Origin of the sequence: Sphingomonas sp. Leaf9 (genome assembly GCF_001421355.1) — a bacterium.
GTDB lineage: Bacteria > Pseudomonadota > Alphaproteobacteria > Sphingomonadales > Sphingomonadaceae > Sphingomonas.
This window is the reverse complement of the sequence record NZ_LMKC01000003.1, coordinates 242,065-260,245: the sequence shown is the minus strand read 5'-3', so window position 1 is coordinate 260,245 and position 18,181 is coordinate 242,065. Positions and strand designations below refer to the sequence as shown.

The window sequence follows — 18,181 nt, the reverse complement described above, 5'->3', positions numbered from 1 at the left end:
ACCCCTTAGTGATTGTGGCGCGGCGTCGTTTCCGACGTCCGGCGATAGTTGAGCGCGAGATCGAGGACGCCGCCGTCACCCAGCTGGCCGACCTTCTCGCGGTAGATTTCTTCCCAAGGCGTCTGGCTGGGCGGGACCGGCGGAATGCCGTCGCCCTTGCGCCGCGCGATTTCCGCATCGTCCACCAGCATGTCGCAGCGACCATGGTTCAGGTCGATGCGGATCGTGTCGCCGGTGCGCAGCCACGCCAGCCCCCCGCCGACCGCGCTTTCGGGCGAGGCGTTCAGGATCGACGGGCTGTCCGACGTGCCCGATTGCCGCCCGTCGCCGATCGTCGGCAGGCTCTGGATACCCCGCTGCAGCAGGGCGGCGGGCGGCTGCATGTTGGTGACCTCCGCCGACCCCGGCCAGCCGATCACACCCGCGCCGCGAATGACGAGGATGCAGTTCTCGTCGATGTCGAGCGCCGGATCGTCGATGCGGTGATGATAGTCGTCCGACCCGTCGAACACGATCGCCCGCCCCTCGAAACAGCCTTCGTTGCCCGGCTGCGACAGATAGCGCGCGCGGAAATCGGGGCCGATCACGCTGGTCTTCATGATCGCCACGTCGAACAAATTGCCCGACAGGACCAGGAACCCGGCCTGTTCCTTCAGCGGCTGATCATAGGGACGGATGACCTCGCGATCGGTCACGACGCGGCTGGCGACATTCTCGCCCAGCGTCTTCCCGGTCACCGTCGCGACGTTGCCGTCGACCTTCCCTGCCGCGATCAACTCGCTCAGCACCGCCGGCACCCCGCCCGCGCGGTGGAAGCGTTCCCCGAGGAACCGCCCGGCCGGCTGCACATCGACCAGCAACGGCAGGTCATAGCCGAACTCCATCCAGTCGGACGGCTTCAGCTCGATCTCGGCATGACGCGCCATGGCGTGCAAATGCGGATGCGCGTTCGAGGACCCACCGATCGCGGTGATCAGCGCGATCGCGTTGAGGAACGACTGGCGCGTCAGGATTTTCGACGGACGCAGGTCGTCATAGGCCATCTCGACGATACGCTTGCCGGTCTCGTACGCGATCTGGCCCCGCTCGCGGTACGGTGCGGGGATCGCCGCACAACCGGGCAGCGACATGCCCAGCCCCTCGGCGATGGCGTTCATCGTCGACGCGGTGCCCATCGTGTTGCAATGCCCGGCCGACGGTGCCGATGCGGTCGCCGCCTCCAGAAACTCCTCTTCGGTGATCTCGCCCGCCGCCAGCTTGCGCCGCGACCGCCAGATCACCGTGCCCGACCCGACGAGTTCATTGTCGTGCCAGCCATCCAGCATCGGCCCACCCGACAGCACGATCGCCGGAATATCGACGGTCGACGCCGCCATCAGCGCCGACGGCGTAGTCTTGTCGCAACCGGTCGTCAGCACGACGGCATCGATCGGATAGCCGTTCAGAATTTCGACCAGCCCGAGATAGGCGAGGTTCCGGTCGATCGCCGCGGTCGGGCGGCGGCAATTCTCGAAGATCGGATGGGTCGGGAATTCCATCGGAATACCGCCCGCCGCCTCAATCCCGGCCTTCACCCGCTTGACCGTCTCCAGGTGGATGCGGTTGCACGGCGTCAGGTCCGACCCCGACTGGGCGATGCCGATGATCGGCCGCCCGCTGGTCAGTTCCTTGGGCGTGATGCCGTAGTTCATGAACCGTTCGAGGTAGAGCGCGGCCATGTCTAGGCGGCCGGGCGCGGCGAACCATTCGCGCGAGCGAAACGGGCGGGCGGGAGTGCGGGTCATCATGTCCACTCGATCAGATGAAAAAAGCCCCGCCCGTCGCGAACCGGCGGGGGCCGGGATCAGCCCTGCATGTCCTCCAGCTCCTTGCCCTTCGTCTCATGAATGAACTTCTGGACGAGGAAGAAGCTGATGACGGCACAGGCGCCATAGAAGCTGTAGGTGACGGTCAGGCCCAGCGCCGATGCCATGATCGGAAAGCTCTGCGCGATCAGATAGTTGGCGAACCACTGGGCAAAGCCGCAGATCGCCAATGCCGATCCGCGCATCTGGTTCGGGAACATCTCGCCCAGCATGACCCACATGATCGGGCCCCAGCTGACGTTGAAAAACACGACGTACAGATTGGCCGCGATGAGCGCGACGGTGCCGAGATCGGCCGACAGCTGCAGCTTGCCCGCCGCATCCAGCGTGCCGTTGTGGAAGCAATAGACCAGCGCCCACAGCGTCACCGCCATGCCCGCCGACCCGATCAGCAGCAGCGGCTTGCGCCCGACCTTGTCGACCAGCGCGATGGTGACGAAGCATGCCGCGATCGATACGACGCCCGACAGGATGTTGATCTGAAGCGACTGGCCCTCGGTAAAGCCTGCCAGCTGCCACAGCGTCGCGCCATAATAGAAAATGACGTTGATGCCGACCAGCTGCTGGAACACCGCCAGCACGAGGCCTGCCCATACGATCGGGCGAATGCCGCCCTTCACCGGGTCCATGATGTCGCGCAGCGACGGCTTGTGGTCCTTGCTGAACGACGCCTCGATGTCGCGTACCTTGGCAGCGGCCGCCGCCGGGCCGAACAGCCGGGTCAGCACGATGCGCGCTTCGTCGATCCGCCCCTTCTGCACCAGGTAGCGCGGGCTTTCCGGAATGAAGAGCAACGCTACCAGGAACACGGCGGCCGGAATGGCCTGCATCCAGTACATCCAGCGCCACGCCTCATAGCCGCCCCACCAGATCGAGGTGGAGGCACCGGCCGCTGCGGCGAGGTAATAGTTCACGACGAACGCGGCGGTCAGGCCGGTGATGATCATGATCTGCTGGATGGTGGTCATCCGCCCGCGAATGTTCGCCGGGGCCACTTCGGAGATATAGGCGGGCGACAGCACCGATGCCGCGCCGACCGCCATGCCACCCATGAAACGCGCCACAACGAACAGCAGCTGGACGTGGCTGAACCCCTGGACCAGCGCACCGATCAGGAACAGCACCGCGGCGAGCATCATCACCTTGCGACGGCCCATCGCATCGGCCAGCTTCCCCGCCAGGAACGCGCCGACGAAGCAACCGATCAGCAGCGAGCCGACCGTGAAGCCCAATCCCGCTTCGCTCAGGCCAAAGGCGGTCTTCAGCCCCTCCTGGGTCCCGTTCACCGCACCGCTGTCATATCCGAATAGCAAACCGCCAATCGTCGCCACCGCGACGATGGCGATGACAAGCGCGATGTTCACGCGCTCCCCGCTCGCCTCTGTCATCCCCATCCACTCCCAGGCTCACTGCCGCGCATGACGGCGTGTTAGCGGTAACGGTGGCGAATTATCATGATAATTGCAAGCGCCGCGAGCAACCCGTCGCGTCGATTGCGACGACGCGCGGGCGTGGCCCATCCTCAGCGGGGCGCCGGCCCCGATGATTCGCGCACGACCAGCTTGTGGTCCAGCACCCGATCCTCGTTCTCGCCATCGTCGACACCGGCGCGACGGTCGCGAATCCGCGCCAGCAGCATCTCGACCGCCGCCTCGGCCATGGTCGCGATCGGTTGCCGGATCGTCGTGATCTCCGGCCAGGTCGTCGTGGCCAGCGACGTGTCGTCGAACCCGACGATGCTCAGATCCTCGGGCACATGCAACCCGCGCCGATGCGCCACGCTGATCGCGGCGGCCGCCATGTCGTCGTTGCTGGCAAAGATCGCGGTCGGCCGGTCGGGCCGGTCGATCAGCCCCTCGGCCGCATCAATGCCCGATCGATAGGTGAACAGCCCCTGTTCGACCGGCATGTCGGCCAGCGACAGTCCGGCCCCCTCGACTGCGGCGACGAAGCCGCGCCAGCGCTCGCCGCTCGCCCCGTTATTGGGATTGCCGCGCACGAAGCCGATCCGGCGATGGCCGAGTGCGATCAGATGCTCGGTCATCGCCTTTGCCGCCGCATAATCGTCGATCCGTACCGAAGCCCGCCCCGGCTGCGCCATGCCGACCGCGACCGCGACCGACGGCGTACCCGCCGCGTCCAGTTCGTCCTGCACCAACGCCGCATCCGACAGCGGCGGCGGCAGGATCACGCCCTGCACCGGCGTCGATGCAAAGCGCCGCGCCCCCTCCGCCTGCGCCTCCGGGCTGTCACCGTCGCACGGTTCCAGGACCAGATGACAGCCAACCTTGCGCGCTCCCTCCAGCGCACCGATCAGGAATTGCGAGAGATAGGCCATCGACGGATTGGCATAGAGCAGGCCGATCTGCGCGGCCTCCCCCGCCGCCAGGCTGCGCGCGGCACTGTTCGGCGAATAGTTCAGCTGGTCGATCGCGGCCAACACCGCCTCGCGCGTCGACGGGCGGACATTTGCCCCGCCATTCACGACTCGGGATACGGTCATCGCCGAAACTCCGGCGGTTCGCGCAACATCCTGTATCGTGATGCTGCCCCCGCTGCGGCGACTGGGTTTATCCATGAAAAGTGTTGGCTCCTTCATGACGCTGATTATGGCGCGGCCGTGCCGATTGCAAATCGCGACCATCGGTTGACGCATCGCGGCCGGCTCGATAGCTGATAGCGCTACCAAATACGGTGACGGCATGGCCGGACGCCGAATGTCATGGGAGAGAGATCGTGACCCTTGCGTCCAAGCCCGTTCGCCTTGCGCTCGCCTGCCTGCTGGCGACCGCTGCCACCGGCACCGTCATCGCACAGAACCGCCCTGCCCGTCCCGCTGCCGCCGACAAGATGCTCTACAAAGACGCATCGCAGCCGGTGCAGGCGCGTGTCGAGGACCTGCTGCGCCGCATGACGCTAGAGGAAAAGGTCGCCCAGATGATCGGCATCTGGGAGAAGAAGGGCGACATTCAGGACGCGCAGGGCAATTTCTCGGCGGCAAAGGCCGCCCGCGCCTTTCCCAATGGCTTGGGGCAGATCACCCGTCCGTCGGACAAGCGCGGCGTGACCGTCAGCAACAATGCCGCCGGTGTCGCCGCGGATGCGGTCAATCGCACCGCGCAGGAAACTGCCGACTATATCAACGCCGCGCAGCGCTGGGCCGTCGAGCAGACCCGGCTGGGCATCCCGATGATCATGCATGAAGAGGCGCTGCACGGCTATGTCGCGCGCGGCGCGACCAGCTTCCCGCAGTCGATCGCACTGGCATCGAGCTGGGACCCGGCGCTGGTCGAGCGCGTGTTCGGCGTGGCCGCGCGGGAGATGCGCGCGCGCGGGGCCAACCTCGCGCTCGCCCCCGTGGTCGACGTCGCCCGCGACCCGCGCTGGGGCCGGATCGAGGAAACCTATGGCGAGGACCCGCATCTGGTCGGCGAAATGGGGCTGGCGGCGATCCGCGGGTTCCAGGGCACGACCCTGCCGCTGAAGGCGGACAAGGTCATGGTCACGCTCAAGCACATGACCGGCCACGGCCAGCCCGAAAACGGCACCAATGTCGGCCCGGCCAACATCTCCGAACGGACGCTGCGCGAGAATTTCTTCCCGCCGTTCGAACGCGCGGTAAAGGAACTGCCGGTGCAGGCGGTGATGGCGTCGTATAACGAGATCGACGGCATCCCCAGCCATGCCAACAAATGGCTGCTCGACGACGTGCTGCGCCGCGAATGGGGGTATAAGGGGTCGGTGGTCAGCGACTATTTCGCGATCAAGGAACTCAATACCCGCCACCATCTCTATGGCACCGACATGGCCGCCGCCGGCCGCCGCGCGCTCGACGCCGGGGTCGATATGGAGCTGCCCGATGCGGAGGGCTGGTCGACGCTCGCCGCGATGGTGAAGTCGGGTCAGGTGCCGCAGGCACAGGTCGACAATGCCGTCCGCCGTATCCTGACCATGAAGTTCCAGATGGGGCTGTTCGAAAACCCCTATGCCGACGCCCGCACCGCCGAGGCGAAGACCGCGACTCCGGACGCCATCGCCCTCGCTCGCGAAGCCGCCGTGCGATCGATAGTGCTGCTCAAGAACCAGAACAATCTCCTGCCGCTCGACCCGGCCAGGGTGGGTAAGATGCTGGTCGTCGGTACCCATGCCCGCGACACCCCGATCGGCGGCTATTCGGATGTGCCCAAGCACGTCGTCAGCGTGCTGGAAGGGATGCAGCAGGCCGCCCAGGGCCGCTTCTCGGTCGACTATGCCGAAGGCGTCCGCCTGACCCGCAGCCGCCAATGGGCCGCCGACAAGGTGGAACTGGTCCCGGCCGCCGAAAACGCCCCGCTGATCGAGGAAGCCGTGCGCAAGGCCACGCAGGCCGACACGATCCTGCTGGTGCTGGGCCAGAACGAACAGCTCAGCCGCGAAGCCTGGGCCGACAACCATCTGGGCGACCGGCAGAAGCTCGACCTGATCGGCGAACAGAACGAACTGGCCCGCCGCCTGTTCGCCACCGGCAAGCCGGTGGTGGTGGTCCTGCTGAACGGCGGGCCGCTCGCCGCGACCTATCTCGACGCAACCGCCCCCGCGATCGTCGAGGGGTGGTATCTGGGTCAAGAAACTGGCCATGCCGTGGCAGATGTAATCCTCGGCCGCGCCAACCCTGGCGGCAAGCTGCCGGTATCGGTGCCGCGCAGTGAGGGGCAGCTGCCGATCTTCTACAACCACAAGCCGACCGCACGGCGCGGCTATCTGTTCGACAGCACGGCGCCGCTATACCCGTTCGGCTATGGCCTGTCCTATACCAGCTTCACCGTCGGCGCGCCGCGGCTGGCCAAGGCGACGATCGGCCGCGACGAAACCGTCCGTGTGTCGGTCGATGTTGCCAACACCGGCCGCCGCGCCGGCGATGAGGTCGTCCAGCTGTACGTCCGCGACGATGAAGCGACGGTGACGCGCCCGGTGCTCGAGCTGAAGCATTTCCAGCGCGTCACGCTGCAACCGGGCGAACGCCGGACAGTGACGTTCGACCTAAAGCCGAGCGACCTCGCCTTCTGGAATGTCGACATGCACCGCGTCGTGGAGCCCGGCACCTTCACGATCAGCGCGGGCAACAGCTCGACACAACTGAAGATCGCGACGTTGACCGTTCGCTGACCGATCGTAAGGGCACCAGCCGAACCGTCGACGATGGGCGACGGTTCGGCCAGACCACGAGCGATCCATGGGCAGCTGTTGCGCCGAGCAGCGCGCTGTTCTCCTCGCTCTTAGGAATCTCGGATCACTACCGCTCGAGCAGAATCCTGGTGACTTCCGCCCGTACGGCGTCGGAGTTTTCTCTGTTGGTGCCCGCCTCAAGCCGCATGACGACCAGCCATGGCGAAGAAAGGCTTCAACCCTTGGGGACGGCCACCCAGACCGACTGGCACCAGCGGCGGCCGACCATAGCTTCAACAGATTTGGCGCAGTCGGCGAATGCTCACGAGCATGAGTCGCATCGTGCTTGAACCAACGACAAACCCGCGAGGCGCGGACACCGTACCGGAGTTCCGGAGTCTGGCCAAACTCAAACCACTTCTCCGGCCTGAGCGTACACTGAGGCATACGCCCTCAGATTATCGTAACGCTTATGATGCTTGCCGGCAGGCAGCGGACAGCGCTGAAACTTTAGCGATTTACCCAAATCGCGCTCGTGGAGGCTTTCGCGCCATGCATCTTGAACGCCAGCCAGTCATCGACGCCCCAGGGCGTTAGCCGAGCCAGCGAACGACCGACGCAATCGCGAATAGATATCAAGCCATCAGCGACACATGGCAAAAATTTGGGAAACACTCACCGGCAGGTCGCGCGACAGCCCCTTGCGCCCCAACTCATGCGCCTGCCTTGCGATCCCTGGCGATAAGCTAGTCGGCAACGGCATCAACGGGAGCGTTGTCACCACAACTCCTCATCAACTCCCCATCGCACATACTGCCGATCAATGCCCGTCAGGTTAGAAGCATCGATGACGACATTCCTGCCTTTGTCGCCGTCTACACCGGCGGGCGCCTGCTCACTTCCGACGGTGCTACCGCTTCACTGGCCAACCACTAACGAAAGCCGCCGCGCCGTTTTCGTCATGCCCTCGTAAGGAAGCTCACTGGCTTAGGGAAGATCAAACCAAGCCGAGGTAGCGGCAATGGTATTACGTGACGAACCAGGAAACGCGACCGACTAATTCGCGACCGAATGATGCGTCGATCGATCCGGCATCCCTTCGAGAGCCGAATCGATCGACGCAAAGATCAGCGCGCGGTCAGCTGCATCGAACTCGGCTGGTCGAGCAGGCGGAGGCCGCGGCGGGCGACGTCGTGCGAACTTGCAACCTGCGAGGAGGGCATGACCAGCGACGCGTCCTTGGCGTCCAGCACGCGCTGATACAGCTCGCGTGCTTCGGACGGGCGCTGCGTCATGGCGTAGACGGCGGCGAGGTTCAGCAGCACTTCCGGTTCGCGGCTTCCGGCGCGGGTTTCGCGCTCGAGCGTGCGTTCGGCGGAAAGCAGATTGCCCGACTTGATCGCGGCATGGGCATATTGAGCATCCTGGGCGTTCGCGCTGGTGGCGATCCCCATCACCGCCAGCGCAGAGCCAAGCAGTGCGCGTGTTCCGATTCGCATGACATCATCTCCTGTTTGTTACATCATGATGACATCAATGTTTCATTTTAAAGACGGTTGCACAAGCGCCTTGCCCGCGCGCAGAAACAAAAAAGGGCGACCCGAAGGCCGCCCCTTGATCCGCCGTTCGACCGGCCGAGCGATCAGCGATCAGAAATCGCCGCGATACTGCTCGTTGCCGACGAAGCCGAGCTTCGTCACGTTGGCACGCTTGATGATCGCCAGCACGCCGTCGACCACTTCGTACCGCGCAGTCGCGTCGGGCTGGAAGTGCAGTTCGGGCTGCGGGCTCATGGCCACCGTCTGATCCAGATACTGGGTCAGCGTCACCTCATCGACCGGCGAACCGTTCCAGAGGGTCTGGCCCTGCGCGTTGATCGAGATCTTGTTCTTTTGCGGGTCGATGTTGTCCTGCGGCCGGTTGTCCGGCTGCGGAAGGTCGACCTTCACCGCGTGGCTCTGGATCGGGATGGTGATGATGAACATGATCAGCAGCACGAGCAGCACGTCGATCAACGGCGTCGTGTTCATATCCATCATCGGTTCGTCGTCTGCGCGACCGCCACTGCTCATTGCCATGTCAGGCTACTCCTATTGACGCGCACGCGGCGTGGTGTTCGGGTCTGGTTCCGAAATGAACCCGACCTTGGTGAACCCGGCCGACTGCATCGTGTAGATCGTGCCGCCAATGCAACGATACGGCGTATTCACGTCGCCGCGGATGTGCACTTCGGGCAATTCGAGGCCGGGAGCATTCGGTCCACCCTGGCGGGCAACTTCGTCTTCCAGCTTCTTGACCGCACGAGCGCGCAGTTCGTCCGCCGTGACGCGGGTCAGACCCCAGTATACCGCACACTGGCCATCGAGGCCCTGCACCGACAACGAGACGTTTTCCGGCTTGGTCGTCGTCGGTTCGAACACGACCTTCGGGACCTTTAGGCCGCTCACCTGCTGGACCACGACCGGAACCGCGATCAGGAAGATGATCAGCAGCACGAGCATGACGTCAACGAGCGGCGTGGTATTGATGTCCGAGAGGGGGGCGTCATCGCCGCCGTCGCCAACACTCATCGCCATGAGGCTATCCTATCCACTTCTACTCAATCGAACCGCCGGACCCGATCACGGGCCCGGCGGTGTAGCGCCGTCAGATCAGACGCGCGGTGCGGTCGGCACGCCACCGGCCTGGCCGGCGGTGGTGCTGCCGACTGCCGGCTTGGCGACCGGAGCCGGGCCACGAGCAGCGACGGTCGGACGAACCGCACCGTTCGAAGCAAGGAAGCCGAGCACGTCGTTCGAGAACGACGACAGGTCCTTCTGGATCGACTTGTTGCGGCTCTGCAGCCAGTTGTAGGCGAGAACGGCGGGAACCGCGACGACCAGACCGATGGCGGTCATGATGAGCGCTTCACCGACCGGACCGGCGACGTCACCGATGGCGGCCTGACCCGCTGCACCGATCTTCACCAGCGCGCGGTAGATGCCGACCACGGTACCGAACAGACCGACGAACGGCGAGGTGGCGCCAACGGTCGCGAGGAACGGCAGGCCGCTGTTCAGCTTCGAGTTGATGGCCGATTCCGAGCGGGCGAGCGAGCCGTGCAGCCAGTCGTGTGCTTCGACCGGATCGGTCAGCTTGCCGTGCTGTTCCTGCGCGGCGAGGCCGTCGTCGACGATCTGACGGTAGGCCGAGTTCTTGTCGAGCTTGGCGGCGCCTTCACGCAGCGAGTTCGACTGCCAGAACTGGGCGCGGACGCGCTTCGCCTGGTTCATGATCTTCTGCTGTTCGAACAGCTTGGTGAAGAGGATGTAGAACGAACCGACCGACATGATCACGAGAATGGCCAGCGTGCTGATCGCGATCGCGCCGCCCTGCTGCAGTGCCTCGTAGAAGCCGAAGTTCGGAGCCCCGGCAGGCGCACCGGCGGCAAGGATGGGGGTCAACATCGAATAGTTTCCTTAAGAGCTGATATGTTCTGGAAGAATATTGCCCCGGACGCCCCCGCGACCCGAAGGTCGCGAGGTACCCGGTCTTACCGATCGGCCGGCAGCTGCCAGCGAACGCGACGCGACGAACTCGACCGGATCGCATTGCCGGACTGATCGAGCGCCGGGCTGTACCGACCGCGACGGGTGATCGCGGAGCAGGCGGCGCGATCGAGCGCAGCCGAACCCGACGAAGACGTCACGCGGCAGTTTTCGACGCGACCCTGCGCATTGATGTCCCAAGCGATGCCCGTCACACCCTCGTCGCCGCTGTTCAGCGCGCTGGGCGGATAGTCGTCGTTGGTGATCCACTGCGCCGGATCGCCCTTTGCCCCTGCAGCCTTGCTGACCACGGGTGCCGGCGGCGCCGGAGGCGCAACCGGTGCCGGCGGCGCAGGCGGGCCAGCGGTCGGAATCGGCGCATAGCTCGGCGGCGGCGTCGTCACCGACTGGATCACCACAGGCGGCGGGGCCTGTGTGCGAACGATCGGCGGCGGCGTCACTACCGGCGGCGGCGACTGCGGCTGCGGCTGTTCGGGCGGCGGCGGGGGAGGAGGAATCTCCTCGGGCGGGGGTGGCGGTTCCTCGACGTCGAACGTCTCGGTGTCTTCAACCGCCTTCTTCACATATTTGTAGGCAAGGCCGGAGATGAACGCGTACCCGATCACGACGTGGAGAATCCCCACGATGATCAGCGCGACGATCCGGCCACTACCTGCTTTTTGGTCAGCGTAAGCCATTCAGCAACCAAACTCCTCTAGCCCGGTACATTGGGTCGATCCGCCCGGCCGAAACCGGCGCGCAACGACCGCGTGTCCGGGGCTACGCGGCATTCCGGACCACGATTGTCTATCGCGGCCTTTTAAACGACGCAAACGCTTTGTCGGACGAAACATTCGTACAATCGCCCCATGACCGAAATAAGTCTGTAACCACAGTTTTCCGGGCGGTAAGAGCGAGTGCATGAAACGCACGCCGCTCGCTACCGCAGCAATCTCGCTTTGCATAGTCGCATGTTCACCGGTTTCTGCACGGCAGGGTGGACCCGCTCCTGTTACCGCTACCCCCGACTCGGCGCCGGTTGCCTATGCCCGCCTCGCCCGGCTGGCGCTGGACAGCGACATCGTGCTGGATGCGACGATTCGTTCGGTCGCGCGGATCGCACCGGACGAGGCCCCCGGCCTGGCCGCAGGATATGTGCGTTTCTACGTCACGGCCGATGTCAGCGCCCTGATTCGCGCGACTGGCCCGCTGCCCGCGCGGGTCGGCTATCTGGTCGACGTGCCGTTCGATCCGCGCGGGCGTGCGCCCAACCTCAAGCGGCAGCGGGTCATCGCCTTTGCCCGCGCGGTGGCGGGGCGTCCCGATCAGGTACAGTTGGTTACCCCGGATGCGCAATTCGCGTGGGAGCCGACGCTGGACCAGCGGGTGCGCGACGTGGTGCGCGAGGTGATCGCCCCCGATGCCCCGCCAACGATCACCGGGATCGGCAATGCCTTCCACGTCCCCGGCACCCTGCCTGGCGAAGGCGAGACGCAGATTTTCCTGCAGACCGCGACCGGCACGCCGGTGTCGCTACTGGTCCTGCGCCGGCCAGGCGAGCAGCGCCGCTGGGCGCTGTCGCTGGGCGATATCATCGATGAGGCCGGGGGCGCGCCGAAGCCGGACACGCTGGCCTGGTACCGGCTGGCCTGCGGTTTGCCCGCCGCGCTGCCCGACACCAGCCTGCAGTCGCAGGACGCGGACAATGCGGCGATCGCTCGCGACGACTTCGCGTTCGTACGCGAATCGCTCGGCCAGTGCGAGGACGGGCGGGCCGGCTGACCCCGGCTCAGCGGGCGAGGTGGACGAAATCGCGTTCGAACGACACCAAGCCCGCCCCGCCATCGACGAAGAGCACCTGTCCGGTCGACGCCCCTGCCCCCGCAAGGAACAGGACGGCATCGGCCACCTGATCCACCGTAGGCAGCCGTTCGAGCGGCATTAGCGCGGCCAGCCGATCGACCTGCCCCGCGCTATAATCCTCGGTCGCGAGCGTCAGCCCCGGCGCGACGCCGTTCACGCGCACCCGCGGCGCGAGCGCCAGCGCAAGCGTGCGCGTCGCCTCCCCCAGCGCCTGTTTCGACAGGGTATAGGCCAGCTGGTCGCGATGCGGATGGGCGATGCGCTGGTCGAGGATATTGACCACCGCGCCGCCGCCCTGCGCCGCCAGCGCCGTCGCCAGCACAAATGGCGCGGCGGCATTTACCGCGAAATGCGCCACCAGTGATTCGGCCGTGGGATGGTCGGCATCGTCGGCGCGAAAGCATGAGGCGTTGTTGACCAGCAGGTCGACCCGCCGTCCGAACCGCGCCGCAACGGTGGCGATCAGGCCCGCCGCGACATCGCCCTCGCCCAGATCGGCGGCAAAGACGTGATGCGCCGCCCCCGCCGCCGCGATCGCCGCGACGACGTCCGCATCGGGGTCGCCGGGATGCGATGCATGGAGCGCGACGTCATGCCCGGCCTGGGCAAGCCGCACCGCGATATGCCCGCCCAGCCGCCGGAAGCTGCCGGTGACGAGCGCCAGCGGGCGGCTCACCGCCGGTGCCGGACCATGGTGACGCCGATCGATTCGCCCGCTTCGGCGATGGCGAGTTTCACGATGCGAATCTTCACCCGCTGCACGCGCGGATCGGACAGGAACAGCGTGTCGACGATATGGTCGGCCACCCCCTCGATCAGCGTGAAATGCACGCCGGGCGGGAGCGAGGTGGTCGCCGCTTCCTTCAGGTCCATATAGCTTTTCGACGCCGACAGCGGCGTGTCGGGCGTAAAGCGTTCGGGGCAATCGAGGTCGACCGTCATCGAGATGCGCAGCGGCTGCGGCAGATGGGTTTCCTCGGAATAAATGCCGGTCAGGACATTCACTTCGACATCATGGACTTCTAACTGAAGCGAATCGCGCAAGCGGCACCTGTCATCATCTGGGAATATGCGCGCGATAGCAGAAGGGGGCGGGGACGTAAGCCGCCGCCCGAATCTTCGCTTGTGCCCCGCCCGCGCGGCGGTACAGGCGCCCAGCATCCGACTTGCCGACTGGACCGACCCTTGACCGACCTGTTGCCGCTTGCCGCCGTTCCCGCCGCCGAGGTCGAGGCGTTGCTCGACATCGCCTTCGGTCACGACCGGCGGGGCCGAACGGCGTATCGCGTGCGCGTAAGGCTTTCGCCGATCGCGGCGCTGAGCTTCGCATTGGTCGAGGACGGGCGGCTGGTCGGGTGTATCCAGTGCTGGCCGGTGCAGCTCGACTGCGACGAGGGCGGCGCGCTGCCGCTGGTGATGGTCGGCCCTGTCGCGGTCGCGCCGGATCGGCAGGGCATGGGGATCGGCCATGCGCTGATGCACCGGGCGATCGCGGCGGCCGGGGACGATGCGCCGCTGATGCTGGTCGGCGACGCGCCCTATTATCAGCGCTTCGGCTTTACTGCCGATCGCACCGGCGGATGGCGCATGCCCGGCCCCTACGAGCAGGCGCGGCTGCTGGCGCGGGGCGACATCCCTGTACGATCGGGCATTCTCGCCCCCAGGATCGCGCTCGCGGCCTGACCCCCTTGTCGCGGGCGGGCAGAGCGAGCTAACGGATTTGAATGCCCATGCAGCCCCCCGCCGATTTCGCTTCGCTGTCGCTTGCCGAGGTTGCGCGCCTTGCCGCCGAGGCGAAGCTGCCGCCCGTCGATCGCTGGAACCCCACGCATTGCGGGGATAGCGAGATGCGGATCGCGGCCGATGGCAGCTGGTTCCACCAGGACAGCCCGATCACGCGGGCGGAGATGGTGCGGCTGTTCGCGACGATCTTGCGGCGTGAACCCGATGGCTCGCACGTGCTGGTCACCCCGGTCGAAAAGCTGTCGATCGCGGTCGACGACGCGCCGTTCGTCGCGGTCGAGGCAAAGTTGTCGGGCGAGGGCGAGCAGGGCCGCATCGCGTTCCGGCTGAATACCGAAGAGGTGGCGGTTGCCGACGCCGATCACCCAATCCGGATCAAGGGGACGATGGACGCCCCCCGCCCCTATCTGCGGGTCCGCGGCGGCATGGACGCATTGATCGCGCGAACCGTCTTCTACGAATTGGCCGAACAATTGGTCGAGGGCCCCGAAGGGCGGCGCGGACTGTGGAGCGAAGGCGCGTTCTTCCCGTTCGAACCGGCGGCGCCCGCCGAGCCGCTGCTGGTGGGGGATCTGAACGGCGAGGCGCCGATGCCCGAGGGCGGATGGCGTGCGGCGGCGGTGCTGATCGCCGTGACCGACCGGGCGGACCCCGGCGTGCTGCTGACCCAGCGTACCGACGACCTGCGCACTCATGCCGGGCAGGTAGCGTTTCCGGGCGGCAGCGTCGACCCGAGCGATGCCGGCGCGATCGGCGCGGCACTGCGCGAGGCCGGTGAGGAAATCGCCCTGCCGCCGGGCACGGCGGAGGTCGTGGCGACGCTCGACCGCTATCACACGGTGACCGGGTTCGAAGTAACGCCGGTGCTGGCCACCATTCCTGCCGACTTGCCGCTGGTGCCCCATCCTCGCGAGGTCAACGCGATCTTCGAAGTCCCGCTCGCCTTCCTGCTCGACCGCGCGAACCACGGCCGTGGCAGCCGCTGGCACGAAGGGCGCGAGCGGCATTATTACGAACTGATCTTCGGCGATCGGCGCATCTGGGGTGCGACCGCGGCGATGATCGTCAACCTGGCGCAAAGACTGAGATGGCCGTGACCGAAGCTACCACCCTGCCCCCGGCCGACTGGATGACGCGTCCGGGGCTCGACCGGCTGGCCGCGGCGCTGGGCGAAGGCGCGGCGCGCTATGTCGGTGGCGCGGTGCGCGACACGGTACTCGGGCTACCGGTCGCCGATATCGACGTCGCGACGATCCACCCGCCGCACGAGGTCGTCCGCCGGCTGGAAGCGGCAGGGATCAAGGCAATTCCTACCGGCATCGCACACGGGACGATCACCGCCGTCACCAGCGGCACGGTGGTCGAGGTGACGACGCTGCGCCACGACGTAACCACCGATGGTCGCCGTGCCGAGGTCGCCTTCACCGACGACTGGCAGGCCGATGCCGCGCGGCGTGATTTCACGATGAATGCGCTCTATGCCGATATGGGCGATTACCGGCTGTACGACTATTTCGGCGGCGTCGCCGATCTGCGTGCCGGGCGCGTACGCTTCATTGGCGATCCGCTGCGGCGGATTGCCGAGGATCACCTGCGCATCCTGCGCTTCTTCCGCTTTCTTGCGCGATTCGGCGACGCGCCCGATGCCGACGGGCTGGCGGCTTGCGTCGCGCGGGCGAACGACCTGATGGCGTTGTCGCGCGAGCGGATCGCCGACGAACTGCTCAAGCTGCTGGTCGCGCGCGGAGCCGTCGACGTGCTGCGGCTGATGGTCGGACATGCCATCTGGCAACCGGTCCTGCCCGAACTGGACACCGCCGCCGTCGATCGGCTGGCGGCGCTGGTCGCGGCGGAAGCGACGGGGGGAATCGCGCCCGATCCGATCCGGCGGCTCGCCGCGCTGCTGGACGCCGGCAATGCGGAGGGGGTTACTGCTCGGCTGAAACTGTCCAATGCGCAGCGCAAGCGCATCGCCGTGGCGCTGGGCGACGGGACGGACAGTCCGCGCGCGCTCGGCTATCGACTGGGGATCGAGGGTGCGGTCGATCGGCTGCTGCTGCACGATGACGCGGCGGCAGCGGCGACGGTCGCCGGCTGGACGCGGCCCAGCCTGCCGCTGTCGGGTGGGGCACTGGTCGAACGCGGGCTGGCGCGCGGGCCCGATGTGGCGCGGGCGCTGCGGCAGGTCGAGGATCGATGGATCGCCGAGGGGTTTCCCGACGCGGACCGGACGGCGACGATCGCCGACGAGGTAGTGGCTCAAGCGTTGCGGGCCATCAGCAACGCATAAGCGGCATCGGCATCGACCGGCCGCGAATAGAAATAGCCCTGGCCAAAGGCGCAGCCGAGCGCGACCAGCGTGTGTTCCAGCTCCTGCGTCTCGATCCCCTCCGCCGTGGTGCGCAGGCCGAGCGCCTGGGCGAGACTGAGGATCGCGCGCACGATCGCCACCTTGTCGCGGTCGGCCAGCATGCCGGTGACGAAGCTGCGGTCGATCTTCAGCTTGTCGATCGGCAGCTTCTGGAGATAGGCAAGGTTGGAATAGCCGGTCCCGAAATCGTCCATCGCGATCGATGCGCCCATGTCGCGAAGCGCCAGCATCGTGCGCAGCGTCCGGTCGGGATCGACGACGAACGCACTTTCGGTCAGTTCGATGGTGAAGCGGTCGCCCGACAGCCGATGCTCGGCCAGCACTTCGGCGAACATCGCCTCGACATTGTCGCGCTGCAACTGCACCGCCGACAGGTTCACCGCCATCCGCGCGCCGCAATCGCCGCCGGCCGCTGCATCCCATGCCGCCAGCGTCCGTGCCGCCTCGTCCATCGCCCAGCGCCCGAGCGGTACGATCAGCCCCGATTCCTCGGCGACCGGAATGAAATCGACCGGGGAGATATCCTCCCCCTCCGGCGTGCGCCACCGCGCCAGTGCTTCGAAGCTGCTGATCCGGCCGTTGGACAGGTCGCAGATCGGCTGGAACGCCAGATGGAGTTGCCGGTCCTCCAGCGCATGCCGCAGCCGGGTCTCGATCGAGAACTGGCTGCGCACGATGTCGAACAGATGGGGGCGATAGACTTCGGTCTGCCCGGTGCGCTTCGATCGTTTGACCGCGAACTGGGCGTGACGGATTACGTCCTCCGCCTCGGCATCGGCGTCTTCGCCGAGCGCGATGCCGATCGAACATTCGACGCGGATGCTGAAATCCGACAGCTGGAACGGCTGCACCAGCGCCTGTTGCAGCCGCGACGCCGCGTGCAGCGCATCGTCGGCCCCGTCGCGCAGCCCTAGCAGCACCGCGAATTCGTCGCCGCCGGTGCGCGCCAGCACGTCGCAGCCGCGCAACACTCCCTTTAGCCGGCGGGCGACCGAGATCAGCAATTCGTCGCCCGACAGCGACCCCATGCAGGCGTTGACCCGGCTGAACCGGTCGAGATTGATTGCCAGCACCGCATAATGCGCGCGGTCGCCGGCGGCGACCCGTTCCTCCACCAGATCGCCGAAGCCGGTGCGATTCGGCAGGCCGGTGAGCGAATCGGTGCTCATCTCGCGGCGCAGGCTGGTTTCGGTACGCTGTTCGGGGGTCTGGTCGACCAGCGACATCATGCAGCGGGCGATGCCGGCGGATTCCGGCCGCCGGGCGAGCGTTACGTCATAATGGCGGCTGTCGACCGCATCGCCGAGCCGCAGCCGCATCCGCCGCTGGGTGTCCGCCGACAGCAGGAACGCCAGCACCGCGTCGCCGATTTCGTGCAGCAGCGCCGCGCGCCCCTGGCTGGTGGTGAAACCAGCAGCCCGAAACGCGCTGTTGACCGCTTCGAACACCACCCGGTCGGCATCGGCCGCGACGATCGCGGTCGGTAGCGGCAGCAAATCGAGGATCGGTTCGCGTGGGTCGGCGACCGGCCGATCCGGCGTTGGCGCGACGCAGGCGATAGGCACGCGATTCCCCTGTTCCGGAATCGGAAATGCCTGCGACCTGAATGCCGAAAGTATCTGCCTGCCGAACGCCATCGGTTACCGATATGGCCGATGGAGGTTAAG

At 66.4% G+C, this 18,181-nt stretch carries 16 protein-coding genes and 1 pseudogene; 6 read left to right on the top strand and 11 right to left on the bottom strand.

What is annotated here, in order from left to right:
* Window positions 1-5: 5 nt before the first annotated feature.
* From ASE58_RS09140 to ASE58_RS09130, 3 genes are all read right to left on the bottom strand, one after another.
* Window positions 6-1,787, bottom strand: coding sequence for an IlvD/Edd family dehydratase (locus ASE58_RS09140; protein WP_268795067.1), 1,782 nt, complete (start codon window positions 1,785-1,787; stop codon window positions 6-8).
* 56 nt (window positions 1,788-1,843) lie between these two features.
* Entirely contained in the window at window positions 1,844-3,253 is a 1,410-nt protein-coding gene (locus ASE58_RS09135; protein WP_082467844.1) for a sugar porter family MFS transporter, read from the bottom strand.
* 134 nt (window positions 3,254-3,387) lie between these two features.
* Window positions 3,388-4,443 (bottom strand): LacI family DNA-binding transcriptional regulator, encoded by a 1,056-nt coding sequence (locus tag ASE58_RS09130; RefSeq protein WP_055820209.1) that lies wholly within the window; start codon window positions 4,441-4,443, stop codon window positions 3,388-3,390.
* A 272-nt stretch (window positions 4,444-4,715) separates the two neighbouring features.
* Between ASE58_RS09130 and ASE58_RS09125 the strand changes: the two genes are divergently transcribed.
* Window positions 4,716-7,010, top strand: a complete 2,295-nt coding sequence (locus tag ASE58_RS09125) for a glycoside hydrolase family 3 N-terminal domain-containing protein (RefSeq protein WP_082467930.1) — start codon at window positions 4,716-4,718, stop codon at window positions 7,008-7,010.
* Between the two features lie 1,127 nt (window positions 7,011-8,137).
* Here the strand turns inward: ASE58_RS09125 and ASE58_RS09120 are convergent.
* The 5 genes from ASE58_RS09120 to ASE58_RS09100 all read right to left on the bottom strand — a co-directional run bounded on the left by ASE58_RS09120 (window position 8,138) and on the right by ASE58_RS09100 (window position 11,235).
* The gene (locus ASE58_RS09120; RefSeq protein WP_235513549.1) at window positions 8,138-8,509 is read right to left on the bottom strand and encodes a tetratricopeptide repeat protein; all 372 of its coding nucleotides are present in this window, start codon (window positions 8,507-8,509) and stop codon (window positions 8,138-8,140) included.
* A 150-nt stretch (window positions 8,510-8,659) separates the two neighbouring features.
* A complete protein-coding gene (locus tag ASE58_RS09115; protein WP_055820200.1) occupies window positions 8,660-9,088 on the bottom strand; it encodes an ExbD/TolR family protein in 429 nt (142 codons plus the stop codon).
* 12 nt (window positions 9,089-9,100) lie between these two features.
* A complete protein-coding gene (locus tag ASE58_RS09110; RefSeq protein WP_055820197.1) occupies window positions 9,101-9,586 on the bottom strand; it encodes an ExbD/TolR family protein in 486 nt (161 codons plus the stop codon).
* 75 nt (window positions 9,587-9,661) lie between these two features.
* The gene (locus tag ASE58_RS09105; protein WP_055756014.1) at window positions 9,662-10,456 is read right to left on the bottom strand and encodes a MotA/TolQ/ExbB proton channel family protein; all 795 of its coding nucleotides are present in this window, start codon (window positions 10,454-10,456) and stop codon (window positions 9,662-9,664) included.
* 86 nt (window positions 10,457-10,542) lie between these two features.
* Window positions 10,543-11,235: an energy transducer TonB gene (locus tag ASE58_RS09100; RefSeq protein ID WP_055820194.1), complete on the bottom strand. Its 693-nt coding sequence runs from the start codon at window positions 11,233-11,235 to the stop codon at window positions 10,543-10,545.
* Window positions 11,236-11,458: 223 nt separating this feature from the next.
* Between ASE58_RS09100 and ASE58_RS09095 the strand changes: the two genes are divergently transcribed.
* On the top strand, window positions 11,459-12,319 hold the full coding sequence (locus ASE58_RS09095; RefSeq protein WP_055820192.1) for a hypothetical protein: 861 nt from the start codon (window positions 11,459-11,461) through the stop codon (window positions 12,317-12,319).
* Window positions 12,320-12,326: 7 nt separating this feature from the next.
* Here the strand turns inward: ASE58_RS09095 and ASE58_RS09090 are convergent, their stop codons facing one another.
* Together ASE58_RS09090 and ASE58_RS09085 are read right to left on the bottom strand one after the other, a co-directional pair.
* The gene (locus ASE58_RS09090; RefSeq protein ID WP_055820189.1) at window positions 12,327-13,076 is read right to left on the bottom strand and encodes an SDR family oxidoreductase; all 750 of its coding nucleotides are present in this window, start codon (window positions 13,074-13,076) and stop codon (window positions 12,327-12,329) included.
* Window positions 13,073-13,444 carry a dihydroneopterin aldolase gene (locus tag ASE58_RS09085; protein ID WP_055756007.1) on the bottom strand — a complete coding sequence of 124 codons (372 nt, stop codon included), beginning with the start codon at window positions 13,442-13,444 and terminating at the stop codon, window positions 13,073-13,075. The genes ASE58_RS09090 and ASE58_RS09085 overlap by 4 nt, the downstream gene beginning before the upstream one ends.
* 141 nt (window positions 13,445-13,585) lie before the next feature.
* On the opposite strand from ASE58_RS09085, the gene ASE58_RS09080 reads away from it, so the two are divergent.
* From ASE58_RS09080 to ASE58_RS09070, 4 genes and pseudogenes are all read left to right on the top strand, one after another.
* The gene (locus ASE58_RS09080; protein WP_055820186.1) at window positions 13,586-14,083 is read left to right on the top strand and encodes a GNAT family N-acetyltransferase; all 498 of its coding nucleotides are present in this window, start codon (window positions 13,586-13,588) and stop codon (window positions 14,081-14,083) included.
* Between the two features lie 41 nt (window positions 14,084-14,124).
* Window positions 14,125-14,688, top strand: a pseudogene (locus ASE58_RS17905) (DUF1285 domain-containing protein); the annotation flags it as partial.
* 45 nt (window positions 14,689-14,733) lie between these two features.
* Window positions 14,734-15,240 carry a CoA pyrophosphatase gene (locus tag ASE58_RS17900; protein WP_082467924.1) on the top strand — a complete coding sequence of 169 codons (507 nt, stop codon included), beginning with the start codon at window positions 14,734-14,736 and terminating at the stop codon, window positions 15,238-15,240.
* Window positions 15,241-15,272: 32 nt separating this feature from the next.
* Window positions 15,273-16,433 carry a CCA tRNA nucleotidyltransferase gene (locus tag ASE58_RS09070; protein ID WP_235513592.1) on the top strand — a complete coding sequence of 387 codons (1,161 nt, stop codon included), beginning with the start codon at window positions 15,273-15,275 and terminating at the stop codon, window positions 16,431-16,433.
* On the opposite strand, the gene ASE58_RS09065 is transcribed toward ASE58_RS09070, so the two are convergent.
* A complete protein-coding gene (locus ASE58_RS09065) occupies window positions 16,403-18,079 on the bottom strand; it encodes a putative bifunctional diguanylate cyclase/phosphodiesterase (RefSeq protein ID WP_327196337.1) in 1,677 nt (558 codons plus the stop codon). The two genes, ASE58_RS09070 and ASE58_RS09065, sit on opposite strands and share 31 nt — an antisense overlap.
* Between the last annotated feature and the right edge of the window lie 102 nt (window positions 18,080-18,181).